Below are 20,875 nucleotides of genomic sequence, written 5' to 3' on the forward strand. Positions count from 1 at the left end.
TTGGAGGGATTAGCATGTCAGAACATAAACTAAAACTCAAACTAACGCCAGAGCTAGTAGATTTCCATCAGGAATTAGATGATTTAAACTTAGGACCACTTTGGTCTTCGGTATTTAGTCCTACACAACCGAAAGCTAGAGCAATACCTTATTTATGGAAAAAACAAACAATAGTGAATCAACTTGAAAAAGCAAAAAATTTACTAAGTGTAGGTTTGGGTTCAATTGATCGTAGAGCTGTTTATTTAATCAATCCAGGTATGAAACATTTGCAGCCTCATGGTTGGGGTGGAGCTACTCAAACTTTATACGCAGCAGTTCAAGCTATCAATCCTGGTGAAGTCGCTCCATCACATCGTCATAAAACATCTGCTCTTCGTTTTATTATGGAAGGCCAAGGAGCAACGGGGTCTGTAGATGGAATTAAATATAATTTTGAACCAGGTGATTATATGATTACTCCTGGGTGGACGTGGCATGACCATGCAAATGAGGGTGACGACACAGTACTATGGATGGACTGTTTAGATATTCCATTCCTCCAAGCATTAAGCACTTCATTTTTTGAGCGTCATCCTGAGGAGAAGCAGCCTTTAGAATATCCTGATGACTATAGTACAAAACGTTATCAAGGAGGAATGGTTAGACCAATATCTGATCGCAAACCTTCTCTAGCACCACTTGGAAGATATAAATGGGACTTAACGAAACAGGCAATCGATGGTCAATCTGAATTTGAGCCAGATGTTTTTGATGGGTATGCAGTTGAGTATATTAACCCTTCAACAGGCAAAGATGCTAACGGTAGAATTGGAGCCAGGATGCAAAAGCTACCTATTGATTTTAAAGGTAAAGCTCATCGACATGTTCACAGTTGTGTATATTATGTTCACAAAGGAAGTGGTTACACAATAATGGATGGACAGCGATTTGATTGGGAAGCTGGTGACTTTTTTGCATTACCGGCATGGGTTTGGCATGAACACGTAAACACATCCCAATCTGAAGAGGCGTTCTTATTTTCTACAAATGATTTGCCTATTATGGAAGCATTCGATTTTGAAAGAGAAGAAGCTTACGAGGAGAACAATGGTCATCAGGAAATTAAGGAAGTATTTAAGCCAGAATTAGCCTAGTTGTATCAATGAACGTTTGGAAATTACTAACTTTAACGAGGTGAATACAATATGACGAATGAAGCAGATGTAATTGTCGTCGGAGGTGGGATTGGCGGTCTTGCAGCAGCCTACAGTTTAGGGAAAGTAGGTAAAACAGTTATTGTACTAGAACAAGCACCGCAATTCTCTGAAGTAGGAGCGGGATTGCAACTAGGTCCCAACGCATTAAGAGCCTTAGACTCTATCGGACTATTAGAAGAAGTTTATAAGTATTCAGTCCTCCCTAAAAGGCATGTATTTATGGATGCAATCGAACAACGAGAACTCTCAGCCCTCAACTTCGGGGAGGGTTTTCGTGAACGATATGGTTACCCTTATGTAGTTATGCATCGCACGGATTTACATAGCGTTTTGCTTGAAGGATGCCGTTCGTTAGAGAATGTCAAAACCTATGTCAATCACAAGGTGTCAACTATTGAGAACCTCGATAGAAGTGTTAGGGTAACATGTGAAAATGGCAATATTTACAATGGTGGTTTCCTTGTTGGAGCAGATGGATTGTGGTCTACAGTTAGGAAATTTGTTGTAAATGATGAACCGGTAACATCACAATATGTTGCCTATCGTGGGACTGTCCCGATGGATGAAATGAAGGTGCAAATTGATTGGGACGAAAAGTATACGTGGATTGGGCCTGGGTTACATATGGTACAGTATCCAATACGAGAAAAAAAGGTCATAAATCAGGTTGCCGTTTTTAAAAGTACACGTTATGAAAATGGTGAAGCGGATTGGGGAACTCCAGAAGAACTTGATGAGGCATTTAGTAAATGTTGCCCAACACTGCAGCACTCGTTAAAGTATATTAACCGTGATCGTAATTGGAAAATGTTTGATCGAGAGCCTGTTTCAAATTGGACCGTAGGACGCGTGACTCTACTTGGTGATTCAGCACACGCCATGCTACAGTACTTGGCACAGGGTGCATGTCAGGCCCTCGAAGATGCCTGCTGTTTAACAGAAAAGGTACTTACGTATCAGGAAGATATTGAAAAAGCATTAATAGAATACCAGAATGAAAGAATTCCAAGAACTTCAGCTGTTCAACGAGGTGCTCGGACTTGGGGAGAAATGAAACATGCAGAAGACCCTGTGACAATCCTATTACGCAATACAGTTATGTTAAATCGGACAGAAGACGACTTTAAATATGTTGATTGGCTCTATAGCGAAGAAGCGTTTATTGCAAAGTAACCCAAAAAAACATTCTTGGAGGATATAATTATGAAATTTACTGGCAAGAAGTATATTTCTTTAGTAAGTATAATCATGCTTTTGTCCGTTTTACTAGTTGCGTGTAGTAGTGAAGGAAGTTCTAACACTGGAAAGTCTTCTTCATCTGATGGAGATAAAGTGACAAGCGAGGGTGTGAAGGAAAATGTCATTCTAGGTACGCACCCTCAAGGATCTGCCTATAATTCTACTAGTGCAGGGATAGCTAAAGTGCTAAGTACAAAGTCTTCTATTAAAGCGTCAATTAAACCTTATGCAGGAACAAATGCTTTCTTCCCATTAGTAGATGATGGACAGATTGATATGGGTCTAAGTTCTGCACCAGACCTTGTTTGGGGAATTAAAGGTGAATTCGGGTATAAAAATGCTCATAAAAATATCCGTACTTTAGTAATTGGAAATTATCCCCCTACGAATGGCTTAATTGTTAGAGAAGATTCAGGTATATCAAAAACTGCTGATTTAAAGGGTAAAAGGATAGCATCCGGTTACGCTGGTAATCAGGTAGCACAATCTCTAGTAGAACTACATCTGAAAAGTGTCGGTTTAACGTGGGATGATGTCGAAGCAGTGCCAGTAGCATCACCAACTGCAGGATTAGAAGCACTTCGAGATGGCAGAGTGGACGCTGCAATGGGATCAAGTCCACTAACAGCTGCAGCAATTGAAACGGATGCTGCTGTCGGAGGTTTAAAAGTTCTAAATATTGCGGATGTATCACCGGAGGATTTTGATAACTTCCCTGAAGAGGTAGCTGCTGAGATTGCTGAAGGTATACCTGGTACAAGACCTTTCGTGTATCAAGGTGGTGGATTCGTAGAAGAGCCTGTGATCATCTTTGAATATCCCGTTATTCTTAATGCGTCAACTAATATGAGTGACGAAACTGCATATGAAATTGTAAAAACACTTTTTGAAAATTATGAAGAGCTCCATCCTGTATTTTCTTGGTTAAAAGAATGGTCTGACAAATCCATGTTTGAAGAGAAGCCACCAGCACCATATCATCCAGGTGCTATCAAGTACTTTAAAGAAAAGGGCTTATGGACAGAAGATGCAGAAAAATATAACGAGGAGCTTTTACAACTAGTTAACTAAAACTCTTTTGAAGAAATGGGGTATCAAACCTAATGGCACGATATCGAAATCTAAGTGGGGTGACTTCCGTTATATGGAAAGGTGCCCTCTTCCTTCTAGTTAGTATAGGTCTTTTATATATTTTGGGTGTTCATCAAAAGTTAGGAATCTCACTTTATAACGAACAGTATATTGGAATGTTCTTTGCTTTAATCATGTTCTCTGTATTTATCGGTGTTGCGGCAAGAAAAGGAGAGGATGGCACAAAAGTTCCTTTATATGACTGGGTCCTCGCTATAGTTGGTTTAATTGTCGGTTTGTATTTGTTCATTTTTTATCCTGTCATTGTATTTGACTTTGCTTATATAACTACGGAGCGAGTTATTGTCGGTTTAATTTCCGCCTTATTGGTTCTAGAAGCATTAAGAAGAGTAATTGGTTGGATTTTAGTCGTAATAGTAGCCGTATTTATTAGTTATGCATACGTTGCTCCATATTTAGGTGGACCTTTAAAAGGGAATGCAACGGATACAAGCCAATTGTTTAACTATTTGTATTTTGATGCTAGCGGTGGAATGATCAGTTTAATTGGTATAGCAGCTACACTTGGTTTTGCATTCATCCTTTTCGGGCAAGTCATGCTGCAATTTCGCGGTGGAGATATCATGAATGATATAGCTTTATTCTCCTTCGGTAAATATCGCGGTGGAACTGCCAAAGCTTCTGTGTTTGGCTCTAGTTTAGTAGGAAGCATTACGGGAGGTCCGGTAACAAATGTTATTCTAACTGGATCTATTACAATCCCATTAATGAAAAAACACGGCTATACTGGAGAACAAGCGGGAGCGGTTGAATCTGTCGCATCTACAGGTGGACAAATTATGCCGCCTGTAATGGGGGTTGCGGCCTTCGTTATGGCAGAATACCTTGGTTTACCCTATGCAGAAATTGCTCTTGCTGCGTTAATCCCGGCACTTTTATTTTACTTCTGCTTATTTTCTCAAGTTGATTTATTAGCCATTCGAAATGGGATAAAAGGGTTAACAAAAGGCGAATTGCCAAAAAAAGAGAATTTGAAGAAAGTAATTTTAATTATTCCTTCCTTTGTTATATTGATTTATTGCATGTTTGTAAAAGGGTATACAGCTCAAATTTCAGGAATCTATGCTACTGCTACCGCATTACTATTTTTAATGTTACAGCCTCAAGTTCGAAAAAATTGGCTTAAACTTATTCACAATGTTTTTGTTGAGACTGGTAAAACACTTATTGATATAACAGTCGTGTTAGCGGCAGCTGGAATTATTGTAGGTGTTACTGGTATTACCGGACTTGGCTTTAATCTTGCCATGTTGTTAGTAGCTGTCGGTGATCATGGACTATTTATTCTCTTGGTTGTTAGTGCATTAGTTGCATTTATTCTTGGTATGGGAATGCCTTCAGTTGCTGCCTATACGATGGTGGCTGTGCTCATTGCTCCAGCTCTAGCAGATTTGGGTGTAGAGCCAATAGCCGCTCATTTATTTGTGTTTTATTTTGCAATTCTTTGTAATTTCACACCACCAATTGCCATGGCTTGTTTTGCTGCAGGTCCAATTGCCAAAGCATCCCCAAATAAAATTGGTATAGAGGCTATGAAATTAGGGATTGTTGGTTTTATAGTTCCATTTATTTTTGTGTATCAGCCACAAATTCTTTTATCAACGAATTATCAATATGGTTGGGTAACGTTTATAATTTCCGTCTTGTTTGCTCTATTTTCCTGCTTCTTACTTGCAGTATCGATTGTCGGATATTTTAAAACTAAGTTGTCCTTGCCACTACGTATAATTTTCTTATTGCTTTCTGTGTTGATTTTTGCACCAATAACGATTTTCGATTCAACTTTATTCTTGAATGGAGCAGCCACACTCTTGTCCATCATTTTGTTGATCATTACAACCATTCATAAAAAAATGATGAGCTCTGTAGAAACTGAAGTTGTCTAAAATAATTTCAAGAGGTGACTCTGCATGAATTACTCTAGAAAAACTGGTCCGCTCGATGGTGTACGAGTACTAGATATATCAACAGTTATTGCCGCTCCATTTGGAGCAACACTTCTGGGGGATTTTGGAGCTGAAGTGATTAAAATTGAAATGCCAAATGTGGGAGACCCTCTTAGAAATCTTGGCCCGTATAAAGACGGTGAAGGGCTAAGATGGGCGGGGATTGCACGAAATAAAAGATCAATCACCATAGATTTACACAAAGAAGAAGGAAAAGAAATCTTAAAAAAGCTAGTAGCCAAGTCAGATATTGTGATTGAAAACTTTCGAACAGGGACGCTTGAAAAATGGGGAATCGGCTATGAAGAACTAAAAAAAATAAATAATAACTTAATCATGATACGAGTTACAGGGTACGGTCAGACAGGTCCATATTCCCATAAGGCAGGCTTTGGGACACCAGCTACTGCGTTTAGCGGATTTACTTATCTACATGGATATCCTGATCGCCCTCCAATAAGTCCCTCTTTTTCTCTAACAGATTATGTAACAGGCATTTATGTGGCGTTTGCTGCCACTATGGCATTGTATCATCGAGACTGTCATGAGGAAGGGAAGGGTCAGTATGTTGACATTAGTTTATATGAATCAATGTTTAGAATGATGGAGTTTTTAGTTACCGACTATGACCAAACAGGAACAATTAAGGAGCGATCCCCTGGATTAAGTGGACATTCAGCACCTGCTGGAAATTTTTTAACAAAAGACGGCCACTGGGTAATTATTGTTACGAGTTCAGATAAAACCTTTACACGATTAGCGGAAGCTATGAATCGGGAAGATATGCTTACTGATGAACGATATAAAACGAATTCGGTTCGTCTGCAGCGTTTTGATGAAGTAAATGGTATCTTAGCGGATTGGGTAAAAACAAAGACAAAGAAAGAATTACAAAAAATACTAGATGAGAATGGTGTGCCAATGAGCCCTATCTATAGTATTAAAGATATTTTTGAAGATCCACACTATCAAGAACGAGAAAACATTGTCGAAGTAAATCATCCAAGGTTAGGGAAAGTGAAAATTCCTGGTATTTCTCCTAAATTTTCAGAAACCCCTGGGACAATACGACAAATTGCCCCAGACTTGGGTGAACATACAGAAGATATTTTATGTAATCTTTTAGAAATGGATGCTGATTCTATAGAAAACTTAAAACAAAATGGCGTCATATAGAGGAGAGATAGCATAGTGCAAGAAATCGATATAAATATAACAGAAGTCTGCCCAAGAGATGGCTTTCAGAGTATAAATGAATTCATTCCAACTGAAGAAAAGGTAGAAATCATAAACAATATCATCGATTGTGGATTTAAACAAATAGAGGTAACATCATTTGTCCATCCAAAAGCAATCCCTCAATTGAGAGATGCAGATGAAGTGCTAAAAAATATTAAGCGTTCAGATAAGGTTAAATTAAGGGCACTTGTACCTAATGTCAGAGGATTAGAAAGAGCCATTGATGCTGGTGTTGATAAAGTCAAATTGATGCTTTCTGCTTCTGATTCACATAGTATATCGAATGCAAATTGTAAAACGATAGAGGCTTTACAAGGTTTTGAGAGTTTAGTAAATCTTGCAGATAGAAGCAAAATGAAGGTCTCAGGATCTATTTCTGTGGCATTTGGATGTCCGTATGAAGGAGATGTTCCTCTTGAACGCCACATCATGATTTGTGAATATTATCAGTCATTGGGGATAAATGAAATTTCACTTGCTGATACAACTGGAATGGCGAACCCGATAAAAACGAAAGAGATTGTAAGAGGGTTAAAACAGTTGTTTCCTACTATTACATTCTCTCTACACCTTCATAATACTAGGGGGATGGCATTTGCTAATGCCTTTGCTGGTTGGCAAGAGGGAATAATTGATTTTGATAGTTCAATTGCCGGAATTGGCGGATGTCCATATGCCCCAGGTGCCAGTGGGAATATTTCTTCAGAAGATTTAATTCACGGATTTGAAGAAATGGGGCTAAATACAGGGGTATCTATAGATAAGGTACTAAATCTTGCACAAGAGTTGCAAAAAAAATATCCGGAATATTCCGATAGTTTTATATTGAAAGCAGGTAAATGTTCAGACTTACAAGCTGCTCCAACACAGCAACAAAAAATAGTAAAGTAATTTACTATTTGAACGGAGAGGTTACTATTGTATAAAAAAACGTTAATAACAAAACAGGGCCCAGTACAGTTTTATGACTTGAAATCTTTGGGGAACTTAGGGATCAATGTTGAGAGTCTACCTTTTTCAATTAAGATTTTTTTAGAAGCAATGATGAGGGGGATGAAAAGATTCTCCGTTTCAGAAAATGATTTATTTGAGGTTGCTACCAACTCAAATCAGACTAATGAAATACCATTTATGCCATCACGAGTAATTATGCAAGATGCATCCGGGATTCCTGCATTGGTCGACCTCGTTTCTCTCAGGGAAAGATTGGCTTCTGAAGGAGTCAATCCGAGTGAGGTTAATCCAAGTATTCCAGTAGATCTGGTAGTAGACCATTCACTTCAAGTTGATCACTTCGGCACTACAAATGCTCTCAAGAAAAATGTGAATCTTGAATATTCCCGTAATAAAGAGAGATATGGTTTTCTTAAATGGGCCGAAAAATCATTTAAGAATTTTCGTGCCGTTCCCCCTTCAAATGGGATAATCCATCAGGTCAACTTAGAATATTTGGCTCATGTAGTTCAAATCAGTCATGATAATGGTGAAATGATTGCACACCCCGAAGCCATAATCGGAACAGATTCACATACTACGATGATAAATGCATTGGGTATTTTAGGATGGGGTGTGGGCGGTATTGAGGCTGAGTCTGTCATGCTCGGCTATCCGATTAGTATGTTGGTTCCAAAGGTGGTTGGTGTTGAAATCTCTGGGCAAATGCAAGAAGGCGTCACCGCAACAGATGCTGCATTATCTATCACAAGAGTGTTACGCCGTAAAAATGTGGTTGGAAAATTTGTTGAATTTGTTGGACCAGGATTAAAACAGCTTTCTCTTCCGGATCGAGCAACCATTGCTAACATGGCACCAGAATACGGTGCGACAATGGGCTTTTTTCCAGTTGATGATGAAACATTGAAATATCTAGAATTAACAGGAAAAACAGAGACCGTACTTGATTTAGTAGAACGGTATTCGAAAGAACAGGGCTTATTTTACTCGGATTCTATGAAAATACCTACCTATTCTGAAGTAATAAAGATTAACTTATCAGATATTGAGCCAAGTATATCCGGGCCAAAACGTCCTCAGGACACGATGCCGTTACGAAAAGTCAAAGCCTCGTTCTTAAGTGATTTTGGTGAATCGATTACAAAGGTTAATATATCTCAAAATCATGTGAAACATGAGCTTAAAAATGGCAGCATTGTTATTGCAGCTATTACAAGCTGTACGAATACTTCTAATCCAATTAATATGATTGGCGCAGGATTACTTGCTAAAAAAGCCGTTCAACTTGGTCTAACCGTACCATCTCATATACAAACCAGTTTCTCGCCAGGTTCAAAAGTAGTTACACAATACTTGAAAAGTACAGGTCTATTGGAATATATGGAAAAACTCGGCTTTTATCATGTAGGTTATGGATGTGCAGTCTGTGTCGGTAATAGTGGTAATTTAGATGAAAAAGTCGAGAAAGCCATTCAGGAAAATGATTTATCTACTGTCGCTATTTTGAGTGGGAACCGTAATTTTGAGGGCCGGATTCATTCACTAGTAAAAGCTAATTATCTTGCCTCTCCACCTCTAGTGATTGCTTATGCAATTGCTGGAAAGATAAATATAGATTTGGATACTGAACCATTAGGGAAAACTGTGTCGGGTCAACCAGTTTATTTAAAAGATTTATGGCCAAATACAGCGGAAATAAGAACCTGTATACAAGATTATATAAATCCGGAATTATTCCTGGATGCGTATCAGAGTGTGTTCGATGGCGATGTTTTATGGAAGAAATTAGACTATATGGAAGGTCCCTTATATAACTGGGATCCACAATCAACCTATTTTAAACCATCTCCTTTTTTCAGTAAAAGAGAAAATGCTTCTCCTAAAGGAAACCCAAAAGAATTTCGGGCATTATTAGCACTTGGAGATTCAATCACAACGGACCATATTTCTCCAGTTGGGTCTATTTTAAAAGAGAGTGCTGCAGGAGCTTATCTCATGAAACATGGTGTGGAAAGTACTGATTTCAATACATACGGTACGAGAAGAGGAAATCATGAGGTGCTTGTGAGGGGAACATTTGCGCATCCTAGACTGCAGAATAGGCTAGTAGATAAACTAGGCGGGTTTACGAGACATCTGCCAAGTGGTGAATGCCTGAATGTTTTTGATGCTGCACAGAGATATCAGCATGAAAATATTCCTCTTATTATCATAGCAGGGAAAGAATACGGAACAGGAAGTGCCAGAGATTGGGCAGCCAAAGGCACCTATTTACTTGGAGTACAGGCAGTACTTGCAGAAAGCTTTGAACGCATTCACCGCAGTAACCTTGCAATGATGGGAATTCTACCTTTGGAATTTCCTCAAGGAAGAGGCTGGGTAACTCTAGGGTTAAGTGGGGAAGAAACTTTCACAATATTAGACCTAGACCGAATTTCAACGCCCCAACAGACTCTAAAGGTAATGGCAATTCATTCAAATGGAAAACAAACCATTTTTCCAGTAAAGATGCGACTAGATACTCAAATAGAGATTGAGTTATTCAAACAGGGGGGCATATTTCAAAAGGTTGCCAATGAACATAATAAGAAAAGTACAGTAGATCAAAAGTAAGGCTGGGGAGATGCGGAGATATGAAAGTTAATTTGTTAATCAATAATGAAGAAATAGAAACGGACCAATACACAGAAGTCCGAGACCCAGGTAAGTTGTCGAATGTTGTAGGCTTAGTAGCACATGGATCAGTACAGCATGTAGACAAGGCAATTCAGGAAGCATATAACACATTTAAAAGTTGGAGTAATGTTGAATTGGAAGTCCGTATTTCCAAACTGTTAAAAGCAATTCAACAATTTGAAACCGATGCAACACACTTGGCTAATGTTGTTTCTCTGGAAAATGGAATGTTACTGGACGTATCGAAAAGCGAGTTTGCTATGGCAGCTGTTGTGATGAGAAATAGTGCAGAATTAGCAAGGAGTGCTCTTCAGACGAAGACAATCGAGGATGAATTCAGCGGTGTCCTGATTGAGAAAAAACCAATTGGCGTCATTGCAGGGATTGTGCCTTGGAATGCTCCTATTGTTTTAACTATGCAGAAGGTTGTTCCAGCCATACTTGCAGGAAATACGATTGTAATAAAACCATCTCCTTTTGCACCACTTGGGGTCACTTTAGCTTTAAAAAACATTGCTACGTTTTTCCCGCCTGGGGTAATCAATATTGTACATGGGGATGCAGATGTAGGGACGGCATTATCCACACATCCTCTCATTCGTAAAATTTCGTTTACTGGCGGAGGAGAGACTGCCAAGCATATTATGAAATCTGCTGCAGAAACTTTAAAAGGTATTCACTTTGAATTAGGTGGAAATGACCCGGCAATTATTTTAGATGACGCAAATCTAGATGAGATTGTACCGAAAATTGTTAATGGTGTTTTTCGTCGTTCAGGACAATTTTGTTTTGCCATCAAACGAATTTATCTCCCTACAACTTTGTTTGATGAATTTTATGAACGAATGTGTACAATTACGGACCAATATAAAATTGGACATCAATTGAATGTAAACGCAACATTTGGACCTTTGAATAATCCAAATCAATTTCAAAATGTAAAGAGATTACTAGAAAGGTTAGATAACAGTTCCGCAAACATCATGAAGCTAGGTCAGAAGCTAGAACCGGATAATTGGGATAATGGATACTATATGAATCCTGTTATTGTAAGGGATATAGATCCATACCATGATCTTGTCACGTGTGAACAATTTGGACCAATTATTCCATTAATTGCATACAAAAGTGAAGCAGAAGTCATTCATATGGCGAATGACAGCGAAATGGGATTAAGTTCATCAATATGGTCATCAGATTATGACAGGTCGCTTCAGTTGGCAAGAAAAATAGAAGCTGGTATGACCATTATTAATTCTTCACATCAATCTCCTCTTGGACATAAATATATGCCGTTTGGCGGAGTAAAGCAAAGTGGCATAGGAAGAGAGAATTCCGAAACAATCTTTGAAGAGTTCACAGAGTTTCATGCTATTAATTACTATAAAACGACCAACTAGGAGGAAGTACGATGGAAAGTCTAAGTCGTTATACAACAGCAGATGCCTTGTTAGAAGCATTTGAAGAGACAGGTATATCCTATTTATTTAGCAATCTTGGAAGTGATCACCCTGCACTCATCGAGGGACTTGCAAAGGCGAAGGCACTAGGTCGACCATTACCAAAAGTCATTATTTCTCCCCATGAATATGTTGCACTGAGTGCTGCACATGGCTACTATCAACTAAGTGGTCAGGCGCAGGGGGTGATTGTACATACGGATGTTGGTACACAAAACTTGGGTGGTAGCTTACATAATGCCGCACGGTCGAAAGTGCCAGTTTTTATCTTCTCAGGTGAGACTCCTTCAACAATGGAGGGTGAATTAGCTGGGAGCCGTAACTCGCCAATTAATTATCTGCAAAATGTATATGATCAACGTGGTATAGTAAGGGGTTATGTCAAATGGGAATATGACATTCGAACAGGAAAAAACGTTAAACAACTAGTTTATCGTGCAATGCAAATTGCTAATACAGAACCGAAAGGGCCAGTCTATTTAACTGGCGCTAGGGAAGTTTTAGAAGAAGAAGTTCAGCCAAAGAAAGATCTTACCTCTCGTTGGAAACCAAAGGAACCTACAGCATTAACAGATGCAGGAATTGAACAAATCATTTCTACGTTGGCCAATTCCAAGAATCCTATTTTAATAACCTCATATTTAGGTAGAAATATAGAAAGTGTAGATTTACTTGTAGAATTTTGTGAATTACTGTCTATTCCTGTAATTGAAAGTAATCCTAGTTATATGAATTACCCGACTGAACATCCTCTGCACATGGGATTTGAGGGTGGTGACCTACTTGATAATGCAGACGTGGTTGTCGTATTGGATTGTGATGTGCCTTGGATTCCCACAGTCAACGATCTAAATGATTCATGTAAAGTCATCTTTATTGATAATGATCCAATAAAAGAAAAAATCCCGTTAGCGTATATACCAGCAGATTTAACCTTCCAAGCAGATTCATATCATGCACTTACACAATTGTTAAATTATGCGAAGAAGATAAACTTAGACCACTCTACTATTGAAGAACGTTTCAGTCGACTAAAAGAACGTCATAATTCCCAAAGGAAAGAATGGAGAGAGAGAGAAGTGTTTCCTACAAATGGTGTGATAACCCCCGAATGGGTCTCACGTTGTTTAAGGAATGTAATTGACGAGGATACGATAATTTTAAATGAAACAATCACTAGTACAAGTGCTATTTTTAAAGGGATACCACGAATAAAACCAGGGACAATGTTTGGTAATGGAGGTTCATCATTAGGTTGGAATGGGGGAGCAGCTATTGGTGCTAAGTTGGCACAGCCTAACAAAACAGTAGTGAGTCTTACTGGAGATGGAACCTATTTATTTAGTGTGCCATCATCTGTTCATTGGATGTCACGAAAATACAATGCGCCATTTTTAACAATTATTTTTAATAACCAAGGTTGGAATGCAACAAAAATGAATCTCTTAAAACAACATCCCGACGGCATTGCAAAACGTGACGATCATTATTGGGTAAATTTTGACAAACCAGCAGATCTTGCAAAAATCGCTGAAGCAGCGGGCGGGGCCTTTGCCCAAACCATTTCAAAACCAGAAGAATTAGAATCTGCATTAAAGAATGCGATTGAAATAGTGAACTCAGGCCAGTCCGCCGTAATAGACGTGAAGATGCAGCCAATTTCTTATCAAGAAGATTAAGCCGTTTAGAAAAAGGTCAAGTCTCCTTGTAAACTAATTAAATGTCCAACTCGTTTAGAGAGTTGATCTGCTGTATCTTTTAATGTCTTAATTATTTTTTTATTTACCTTTGGATTCATATCAAAGTTAGAACCGAAAGTTCCAATTACAGCAATTATTTCTTGATTTCGATTAAAAACAGGAACGCCTATACCTGAAAATCCGACATTTACCTCATCTTTTTCAACAAAATAACCTTTTTGTCGAATTGTGTCTAATCTTTCAAGGAATTGATCCTCATCAACTAAAGTATAGGGTGTTCTTTTTTCTAAAGGTAGTTGATTAAGTATTTTTTTGCATTCTTCTAAGGGTAAATAAGCCATCAATGCAATACCTAGAGCACCAATATTGAGTGCTCTTTTCCTCCCAACATAAGAGCCTGATTGAATACCATCTGGATTCTCAAATGCAAGTAAGAATTGAATACTTTCCTTTTGCCTAACTGCCATTAAAATCGGAAATCCTAATTCAATATGGACTTTCGAGAGTATTGCTCCGGCTTCTTTCAGAACATCTTGATTTTCTTTCACAATTTCACCAAATTCTAAAAACTTATGTCCAAGGCTATAATTGTTTTCTTTATCATCATATTGAATAAAACCATTTTGCTCTAGCGACCATAAAATTCGATAAACAGTTGCTTTTGGTAACTTAGTTTTTTCAACTATGTTTTCAATATACAATGTTGGATATTCATTGCTAAAGCAATTTAAGACACTGATTAGCCGATCAATAACACGGATAGATTGCACTTTAATATCTCTCATTCTACTAACCTGCCTATATATTATTTTTTTAGAAGTTGAATCCACTGCCTTGTTACAAATCATAATATTATGTTAAATCATATATTCTTGGTTTATTTTTGTCAAACTCTCATATTTTTCCAAATAAGTGAAACAGTAGTCGGTAATTTACAATATATCGATAGTGCAAAAATAATTAACGAATAATTTAGAATTTATTGACATAATACTTAGGAACATATACAATATTTTTGAACTAGTAATTCATCTAGTGAGTTAGAAGGGGGCTGCATAATAGAAATCTACTTGATTTGTAAGCGTATTCAAACAATCTGCAAGGAGGAGATCATTTAATGAAAGTAGGAAAGAAGCATCTAATCAAAAGTTTAGCCTTTGTTATGGTTATCATGTTATCTCTTGTCGCTTGTAGTAATAGCAATGAGACTTCAGTTTCAGGTTCATCTTCTAATGAAAAAGAAAAAGAAGTATATGAATTTAACGTTGGTAACTATGGATCAAGTACGGCAAACATTGGTGCTAATATTTTAGAACCATGGGCTAAATCCGTCGAAGAAAAGACTGATGGTAGAGTGAAGCTGAATTTATTTCATGGAGGAACATTAGGAGGAGCTAATTCGGTTTTAACGGATGTAAAAGGTGGCGTAGCTGATATCAGCTATATGTTCTCACACTATTATGCAGATACAGAAATGTTTCCATTGACATTAGGAGATTTACCCTTCCAAGTAACAGCAGATGATGTGCCAAAATATGGAGAAATCATAAAAAAATATACGGAACCCTATCATGATGAAATGTTTAAGGATGTTGTTTCACTAGGATTTTCAACAGGGTCTCCATCCTACATTTTTGTGAATAAACCTGTCAGGAAACTTGAAGATTTTAAAGGAATGAAAATACGAGCTGCAAGTAAGAGTGATGTGGAAGACATAAAAGCATGGGGCGCTGTGCCAGTTTCCGTACCTGCACAAGAACTATATGATTCACTTGCAAAGGGCGTTATTGATGGGGCATTTACTTCTGCTACCCAATATCGAGATATGAGTTTATTTGAAGTAGCACCATATTTTGTAGAAATTCCTTATAAAGTTATTCAAGTTATGCCAATTATGAATAAAGCCTCTTACGATAAACTCCCAGATGATATTAAAACCATTTTTCAAGAAGATTTAATTCCAGAATTAGAAGGATTATTTAATAAATATTTAACAGAAGATTCAAAGGCCGCAGTCGATGAGCTTAAAGAAACGCTCAAAAAAGATGGAGAAGTGATTCAGTTTGATGATGCAGAATTAGAAAGACTTCAAGCATTGTCCAGATCTGCTTGGGATCAATGGTTGAATGATGCGAAGGAAAAAGGATATAACGGCGAAGAGATGATGAGTAAGTATGAGCAAACGGTAAAAGAATCAGGCTTCCCGGTACCGTTTTATTTTAAATAAGGAGATTGATTTCTAAGTTAAAGTGAGATTTATAGGAAAGGGTTAGTAGAACTGAGAAATAGCTTGATTATTTAAGTAGTATCTATTGCCCTTCCTATAGTATTGCACTGGAACATATAGTCGAAGTCAATCGATAATGGGAGGAAATATGATTATTACAAAAGTAATAGACCGTTCAACAAGTATTATTAAGTGGATTTCGATGATTTGTCTATTGTTTATGGTTCTTGCAACTTTTGTTGGAGTCGTTTTTCGAATGTTTGGTGTACCAATTATAGGTAACGACGAAATTGTCGCGATATTTCAAGTCTTCCTAATTATGTTTTCACTTGCATTTGCCCAATCAGAGGATAGACATATAACGATAGGCATTATTGTAGACAATTTTCCAACTAAAGTTCAAGTCATGATTGATCGAATTGGTTATACGGTAACGGCTTTATTTTGTTTTCTTGTTGCCTATATTTTTTTCAAAGCAGGATATCATAACTTGACGGAATTTCATGAGAAGACCCTCCTTTTAGAGTTTCCCCATTATTTTTTAAAATTTATTACTTGTTTAGGCTTTTTTCTATGGGGGATGGAAGCTGTTAATAGAATTATCAAGTCATTTCTAGGATTAGTGAAGCAAGTCAGTCAGCTTGAGAAGGAGGTAAGTGGTTAATGTCTGCTGAAACAGTTGGTTTTATCGCTATAGTAATCATGTTAGTTTTGATGATGTTACGGATTCCAATTGCAATTTCTATGGCTGTACCTGCAGTTATTGGAATCTTATTTTTAGGAAATGAGACCGTACTCTTTACAGCAGTCGAATCCATTATCTTTGACCACAGTTTTAACTACACATTAAGTACCATTCCACTATTTATATTAATGGGAGAAATGCTTAGTGTAACAGGTATTAGCAGCGAGTTATATGCATCATTTCGTACGTGGTTTGGAAGGTTAAAAGGTGGTCTCGGAATGGCAACGATCGGGGCATCCACTTTATTCGCAGCAGCATCAGGCTCAAGTCTTGCAAACACTGGTACGATTGGTGTTATGGCTTCGAAAGAAATGTTGAGGTATGGATATTCTAAGAGTTTAACAGGAGGGTCAATCGTTGCGGGAGGTAGTTTGGGGATTCTAATTCCTCCAAGTACAGTATTAATTATCTATGGAATGTTAACCGAACAATCAATTGGTAAATTGCTTTTAGCGGGTATTATACCTGGGATTATGCTGGCTACATGCTTTATCGTCACGATTTACCTTATTGCTGTAGTAAAGCCAGAAATGGCACCAACTATAGAAGAGAAGAGTACGTGGAAGGAACGCTTTATTTCATTAAAAAGTACCATTATGGTCTTCATTATATTTGCAATCGTAATCGGCGGGATGTTTCTTGGTTGGTTTGGACCTACCGAAGCGGCAGGTATAGGAGCTTTTAGTGCAATCATTATCGCAATGATTAAGAAAAAGTTAACATGGACGAATTTTCTAGAAACAGTTGTTAGAACGACTAGAACCGCCGGTTTTATCTACGCCACGGTATTGTGTGCTTTCGTATTTAATTACTTATTAACAATATCGAAAGTGCCAATCTTAGTTTCTACTACAATTACGAGTTGGGATATTCCACATTATCTAACATTCCTGTTTATTGTCTTGTTATATCTATTTCTTGGAGCGGTAATGGATTCAATTGCGGCTATTGTCATCACCATTCCTTTTATCATGCCTATCATGCTAAGTATGGGACATGATTTAATCTGGTTTGGGATCATCATTGTTCTACTTGTTGAGGCAGCACTTATTTCACCACCATATGGTATGAATATTCTCATTCTAAATGGTGTTGTTCCTGAGTTGAAGATAGGTACCATTTATAAAGGTGCTTTAATTTTCTTACTTCCTATTTTATTTATGATTTTAGTTCTTTATTTGTTCCCTAATCTTGCTCTGTTTATTCCGGATAAAATGTTCTAACGTATATTAGTAGATTTGGAAAAAGATTAAGAATCATCGAGGAGTGTTGATATTGAAAGTAACAAATGAGCTTACAAATGATAAAGGTGGTTTGTTTATTACCAAAGAAACGGACTTCAATGAGGTATTTACACCAGAGGATTTCTTGGAAGAACACCATATGATTGCCAAGACAACTAAAGACTTCGTTGAAAAGGAAGTTATTTCTCTTGGTGAGGCAGCAAAAACATTAAATTACGATCTAACTAGGAAAATATTAAAAAAAGCAGGGGACGTGGGACTGCTTGGGGCTTCCCTTCCAGAAGAATATGGGGGATTAGGCCTTGATGGAGTAAGGTTTGCATTAATGAAAGAATCGCTCAACGTCCATACTAGCTCACTAACCATGACGATTGGCGGTCAAGTAGGTATCGGAGCTCTTCCGATTGTCTTTTTTGGTACATCGGAACAAAGAGAGAAATATTTGCCAGGGCTAGTTTCCGGTAGTCTCGCTACAGCTTTTGCATTAACTGAACCATCATCGGGTACTGATGCATCTGGTATAAAAACGAGTGCGAAGCTTTCTGATGATGGCCAAAACTACATATTAAATGGGAATAAAGTGTTTATTACAAATGCAGGATTTGCAGATATCTTTGTTGTTTTTGCAAAGGTAAATGGAACTGATTTTAGTGCCTTTATTGTAGAAAGAGAATCAAAAGGTTTAACAATAGGTCCTGAAGAGAAAAAGATGGGATTAAAAGCCTCCTCAACCTGTTCTATAACCTTTGAGGATGTGGAAGTACCGGCATCTAACTTATTAGGAAAGATAGGAAAAGGCCATTTAATAGCTTTTAATGTATTAAATTTTGGCCGTCTTTCGGTGGGTGCAAATTGCTTAGGAACAACAAAAGAAGCTTTAACAGTATCCTGTAAGTATGCAAATCAGCGAATTCAATTTGGTAAGAAAATTTCCTCCTTTCCATTAATTGCTCAAAAGTTAGCGGATATTAACATTAAAACATTTGTTTTAGAAAGTATGGTATATCGAACAGCCCATCTTTTTGATGCAGGATTGAGTCAACTTGATTTTGGAAATCCCGATTTAGGGGAAATTTCAAGAAAAGCGATTAGTGAATACATGCTTGAGTGTGCAATTAATAAGGTGTTTGGTTCAGAGACACTCGATTTTGCTGCAGATGAGGGTTTACAGATACATGGCGGATACGGATATATGCAGGAATATATAATAGAAGAAATTTATCGTGATTCAAGAATAAAGCGGATCTTTGAAGGTACGAATGAAATAAACCGTTTATTTATTACCAATACCATTACTAGTCGAATAACAAAGGGTCAACTCAATCAGTTACGGGAAAGTTTGGATATCACATTACCAGAAATCGCTGAAAAAATATCTGAATCTTCTTTAAATAACTCTGCTCAATTAGTTCAATTTTCAAGAAAACTATATGCTTATACCCTTGGTAAGGTTATGGATTATTATGGAGAACAATTAAAGCAAGAACAGGAGATAAGTAGTAATCTTGCAGATATGATTATTCAGCTGTATGCGATGGACTCTTCTTTGTTGCGCACAAAAAAAATAATAAAGAACCAGGGGGAACATAATGCGGAGTTAACAGTTCAAATAACCAATACATTTATCAATGAGTCATTTGAAATTTTAGCTCGATTTGCGAAAAGAAGTCTAATGGCTGTCGTAAAAGGGCAAGAATTATCAACTGATCTTTTAACAATTGATAATTGGTTACGTGCGTATTTAATTAACACTGTTCCAGTAAAACGACGCATTGCAGAAAGCGTAATTAATAAAGAAGGTTATACCTATTAAAATCAAAGGGAGATGTTAAAAGTATGACAAGACGTTTGGAAGGAAAAGTAGCAATTGTAACGGGATCTGGGAAAGGTATTGGAGCTGCGACAGCCATTAAATTAGCGGCAGAAGGAGCAAAAGTAGCAGTTATTGATCTAAAAGAGGAATTTGGAATGGAAACTGTTGGTACAATTCAGGCATCTGGCGGAGAAGCTATCGCAGTTGGATGTAATGTAACGGTAGCGGAAGAAATAGAAAAAGCTGTTGATAAAGTAGTATCTCATTTTGGAAGAGTTGATATTCTCGTAAATAACGCAGGTGTAACAAAAGACAATCTAGTATTTAAGATGTCAGAAAGTGATTGGGATATCGTACTGGATACCCATTTAAAAGGAAGCTTTTTATTTTGCAAAGCTGTTCAAAAGTATATGGTAGAACAGCGTTATGGAAAGATTGTAAATACTAGCAGTTTAGGATCATCTGGTAAGCGAGGCCAGGCGAATTATTCATCAGCTAAGGCAGGTATAAAAGCATTGACTCGCACATTAGCATTAGAACTTGGTCAGTTCAATATCAACGTTAATTGCGTAGCCCCTGGTTTTATTGCAACTGATATGACAAGAGCTACAGCAGAAAGACGTGGTATTACTTTTGAGCAAATGGTAAGTGATGCTAGTAAGCGCATTCCAATGCGAAGAGTCGGAAATCCAGAGGATGTTGCGAATGTGGTTGCATTTTTGGTTAGTGATGAATCTAGTTATGTTGCTGGAGACTGCATTAATATTGGTGGAGGAGAAAGCTAACATTATCGCTAAATTTTACAACATTCATTAATAGAATGAAATAAAGGTAGGTTGATAGCTATGGTAGTAGATAAAAGCATTGTCGGTTGCAAGAGTGAAGTTTACGAGTTTGAAATTGAAAAAGGTGCTATTCGAGCGTTTGCAAGAGCTATTGGAGATGATAATCCCATTTATCATGATGAAACTGCAGCAAAAGAACAAGGGTATAGAAGCTTGATAGCTCCACCGACCTTTCCAATGACCCTTACAATCCCTAAACCAGGATTAAGTAATATGGATAAAAGCCGTACATTGCATGGGGGACAGGAGTTTATATATAAGCGGCCGATTGTTGCCGGAGATATTCTACGATGTGTAAGTGAAGTGGTAGATGTTTTTGAAAAGGATGGTAAAAATGGTGAGAAAATGTTATTCATCATTTTAGAAACAAAAGGTGAAGATTTAGAAGGGGAATATGTGTTTTCATCAAAAACAACGATTATCTATCGTTAAGGAG

General features: G+C 37.5%; 16 protein-coding genes. 15 read left to right on the forward strand and 1 reads right to left on the reverse strand.

Annotated elements, in window-relative coordinates:
- The first annotated feature begins 14 nt into the window (after positions 1-14).
- Genes NST91_RS12410 through NST91_RS12450 form a run of 9 tightly spaced genes read left to right on the forward strand, consistent with a single transcriptional unit; the run spans position 15 to position 13,544 of the window.
- Complete coding sequence (locus NST91_RS12410; RefSeq protein WP_341331383.1) at positions 15-1,136, forward strand: cupin domain-containing protein; 1,122 nt, start codon at positions 15-17, stop codon at positions 1,134-1,136.
- A 51-nt stretch (positions 1,137-1,187) separates the two neighbouring features.
- Positions 1,188-2,372 (forward strand): FAD-dependent monooxygenase, encoded by a 1,185-nt coding sequence (locus NST91_RS12415; protein ID WP_341331384.1) that lies wholly within the window; start codon positions 1,188-1,190, stop codon positions 2,370-2,372.
- Between the two features lie 30 nt (positions 2,373-2,402).
- Entirely contained in the window at positions 2,403-3,509 is a 1,107-nt protein-coding gene (locus tag NST91_RS12420; RefSeq protein WP_341331385.1) for a TAXI family TRAP transporter solute-binding subunit, read from the forward strand.
- Positions 3,510-3,541: 32 nt separating this feature from the next.
- Positions 3,542-5,476, forward strand: coding sequence for a TRAP transporter permease (locus NST91_RS12425; protein ID WP_341331386.1), 1,935 nt, complete (start codon positions 3,542-3,544; stop codon positions 5,474-5,476).
- 24 nt (positions 5,477-5,500) lie between these two features.
- The gene (locus NST91_RS12430; RefSeq protein ID WP_341331387.1) at positions 5,501-6,712 is read left to right on the forward strand and encodes a CaiB/BaiF CoA transferase family protein; all 1,212 of its coding nucleotides are present in this window, start codon (positions 5,501-5,503) and stop codon (positions 6,710-6,712) included.
- A gap of 15 nt (positions 6,713-6,727) precedes the next feature.
- On the forward strand, positions 6,728-7,666 hold the full coding sequence (locus tag NST91_RS12435; RefSeq protein WP_341331388.1) for a hydroxymethylglutaryl-CoA lyase: 939 nt from the start codon (positions 6,728-6,730) through the stop codon (positions 7,664-7,666).
- A gap of 27 nt (positions 7,667-7,693) precedes the next feature.
- Positions 7,694-10,342: an aconitate hydratase AcnA gene (gene acnA, locus NST91_RS12440; protein ID WP_341331389.1), complete on the forward strand. Its 2,649-nt coding sequence runs from the start codon at positions 7,694-7,696 to the stop codon at positions 10,340-10,342.
- A 20-nt stretch (positions 10,343-10,362) separates the two neighbouring features.
- Positions 10,363-11,805, forward strand: a complete 1,443-nt coding sequence (locus NST91_RS12445; RefSeq protein WP_341331390.1) for an aldehyde dehydrogenase family protein — start codon at positions 10,363-10,365, stop codon at positions 11,803-11,805.
- A gap of 11 nt (positions 11,806-11,816) precedes the next feature.
- Positions 11,817-13,544, forward strand: a complete 1,728-nt coding sequence (locus NST91_RS12450; protein WP_341331391.1) for a thiamine pyrophosphate-requiring protein — start codon at positions 11,817-11,819, stop codon at positions 13,542-13,544.
- A 5-nt stretch (positions 13,545-13,549) separates the two neighbouring features.
- On the opposite strand, the gene NST91_RS12455 is transcribed toward NST91_RS12450, so the two are convergent.
- On the reverse strand, positions 13,550-14,350 hold the full coding sequence (locus NST91_RS12455; RefSeq protein ID WP_341331392.1) for an IclR family transcriptional regulator: 801 nt from the start codon (positions 14,348-14,350) through the stop codon (positions 13,550-13,552).
- 332 nt (positions 14,351-14,682) lie between these two features.
- Between NST91_RS12455 and dctP the strand changes: the two genes are divergently transcribed.
- From dctP to NST91_RS12485, 6 genes are all read left to right on the forward strand, one after another.
- Positions 14,683-15,792: a TRAP transporter substrate-binding protein DctP gene (dctP, locus tag NST91_RS12460; RefSeq protein WP_341331393.1), complete on the forward strand. Its 1,110-nt coding sequence runs from the start codon at positions 14,683-14,685 to the stop codon at positions 15,790-15,792.
- Between the two features lie 148 nt (positions 15,793-15,940).
- Complete coding sequence (locus NST91_RS12465; RefSeq protein ID WP_341331394.1) at positions 15,941-16,456, forward strand: TRAP transporter small permease; 516 nt, start codon at positions 15,941-15,943, stop codon at positions 16,454-16,456.
- Positions 16,456-17,760 (forward strand): TRAP transporter large permease, encoded by a 1,305-nt coding sequence (locus NST91_RS12470; RefSeq protein ID WP_341331395.1) that lies wholly within the window; start codon positions 16,456-16,458, stop codon positions 17,758-17,760. The genes NST91_RS12465 and NST91_RS12470 overlap by 1 nt, the downstream gene beginning before the upstream one ends.
- 43 nt (positions 17,761-17,803) lie before the next feature.
- The gene (locus tag NST91_RS12475) at positions 17,804-19,594 is read left to right on the forward strand and encodes an acyl-CoA dehydrogenase FadE (protein WP_445724488.1); all 1,791 of its coding nucleotides are present in this window, start codon (positions 17,804-17,806) and stop codon (positions 19,592-19,594) included.
- Between the two features lie 23 nt (positions 19,595-19,617).
- Positions 19,618-20,379 carry a 3-oxoacyl-ACP reductase FabG gene (gene fabG, locus NST91_RS12480; RefSeq protein ID WP_341331397.1) on the forward strand — a complete coding sequence of 254 codons (762 nt, stop codon included), beginning with the start codon at positions 19,618-19,620 and terminating at the stop codon, positions 20,377-20,379.
- Between the two features lie 60 nt (positions 20,380-20,439).
- Complete coding sequence (locus NST91_RS12485; RefSeq protein WP_341331398.1) at positions 20,440-20,871, forward strand: MaoC family dehydratase N-terminal domain-containing protein; 432 nt, start codon at positions 20,440-20,442, stop codon at positions 20,869-20,871.
- Positions 20,872-20,875 lie beyond the last annotated feature (4 nt).

Source organism: Ferdinandcohnia sp. FSL W7-1320 (assembly GCF_038050315.1).
In the GTDB taxonomy this organism is placed as follows: Bacteria; Bacillota; Bacilli; order Bacillales; family Bacillaceae_L; genus Ferdinandcohnia; species Ferdinandcohnia aciditolerans.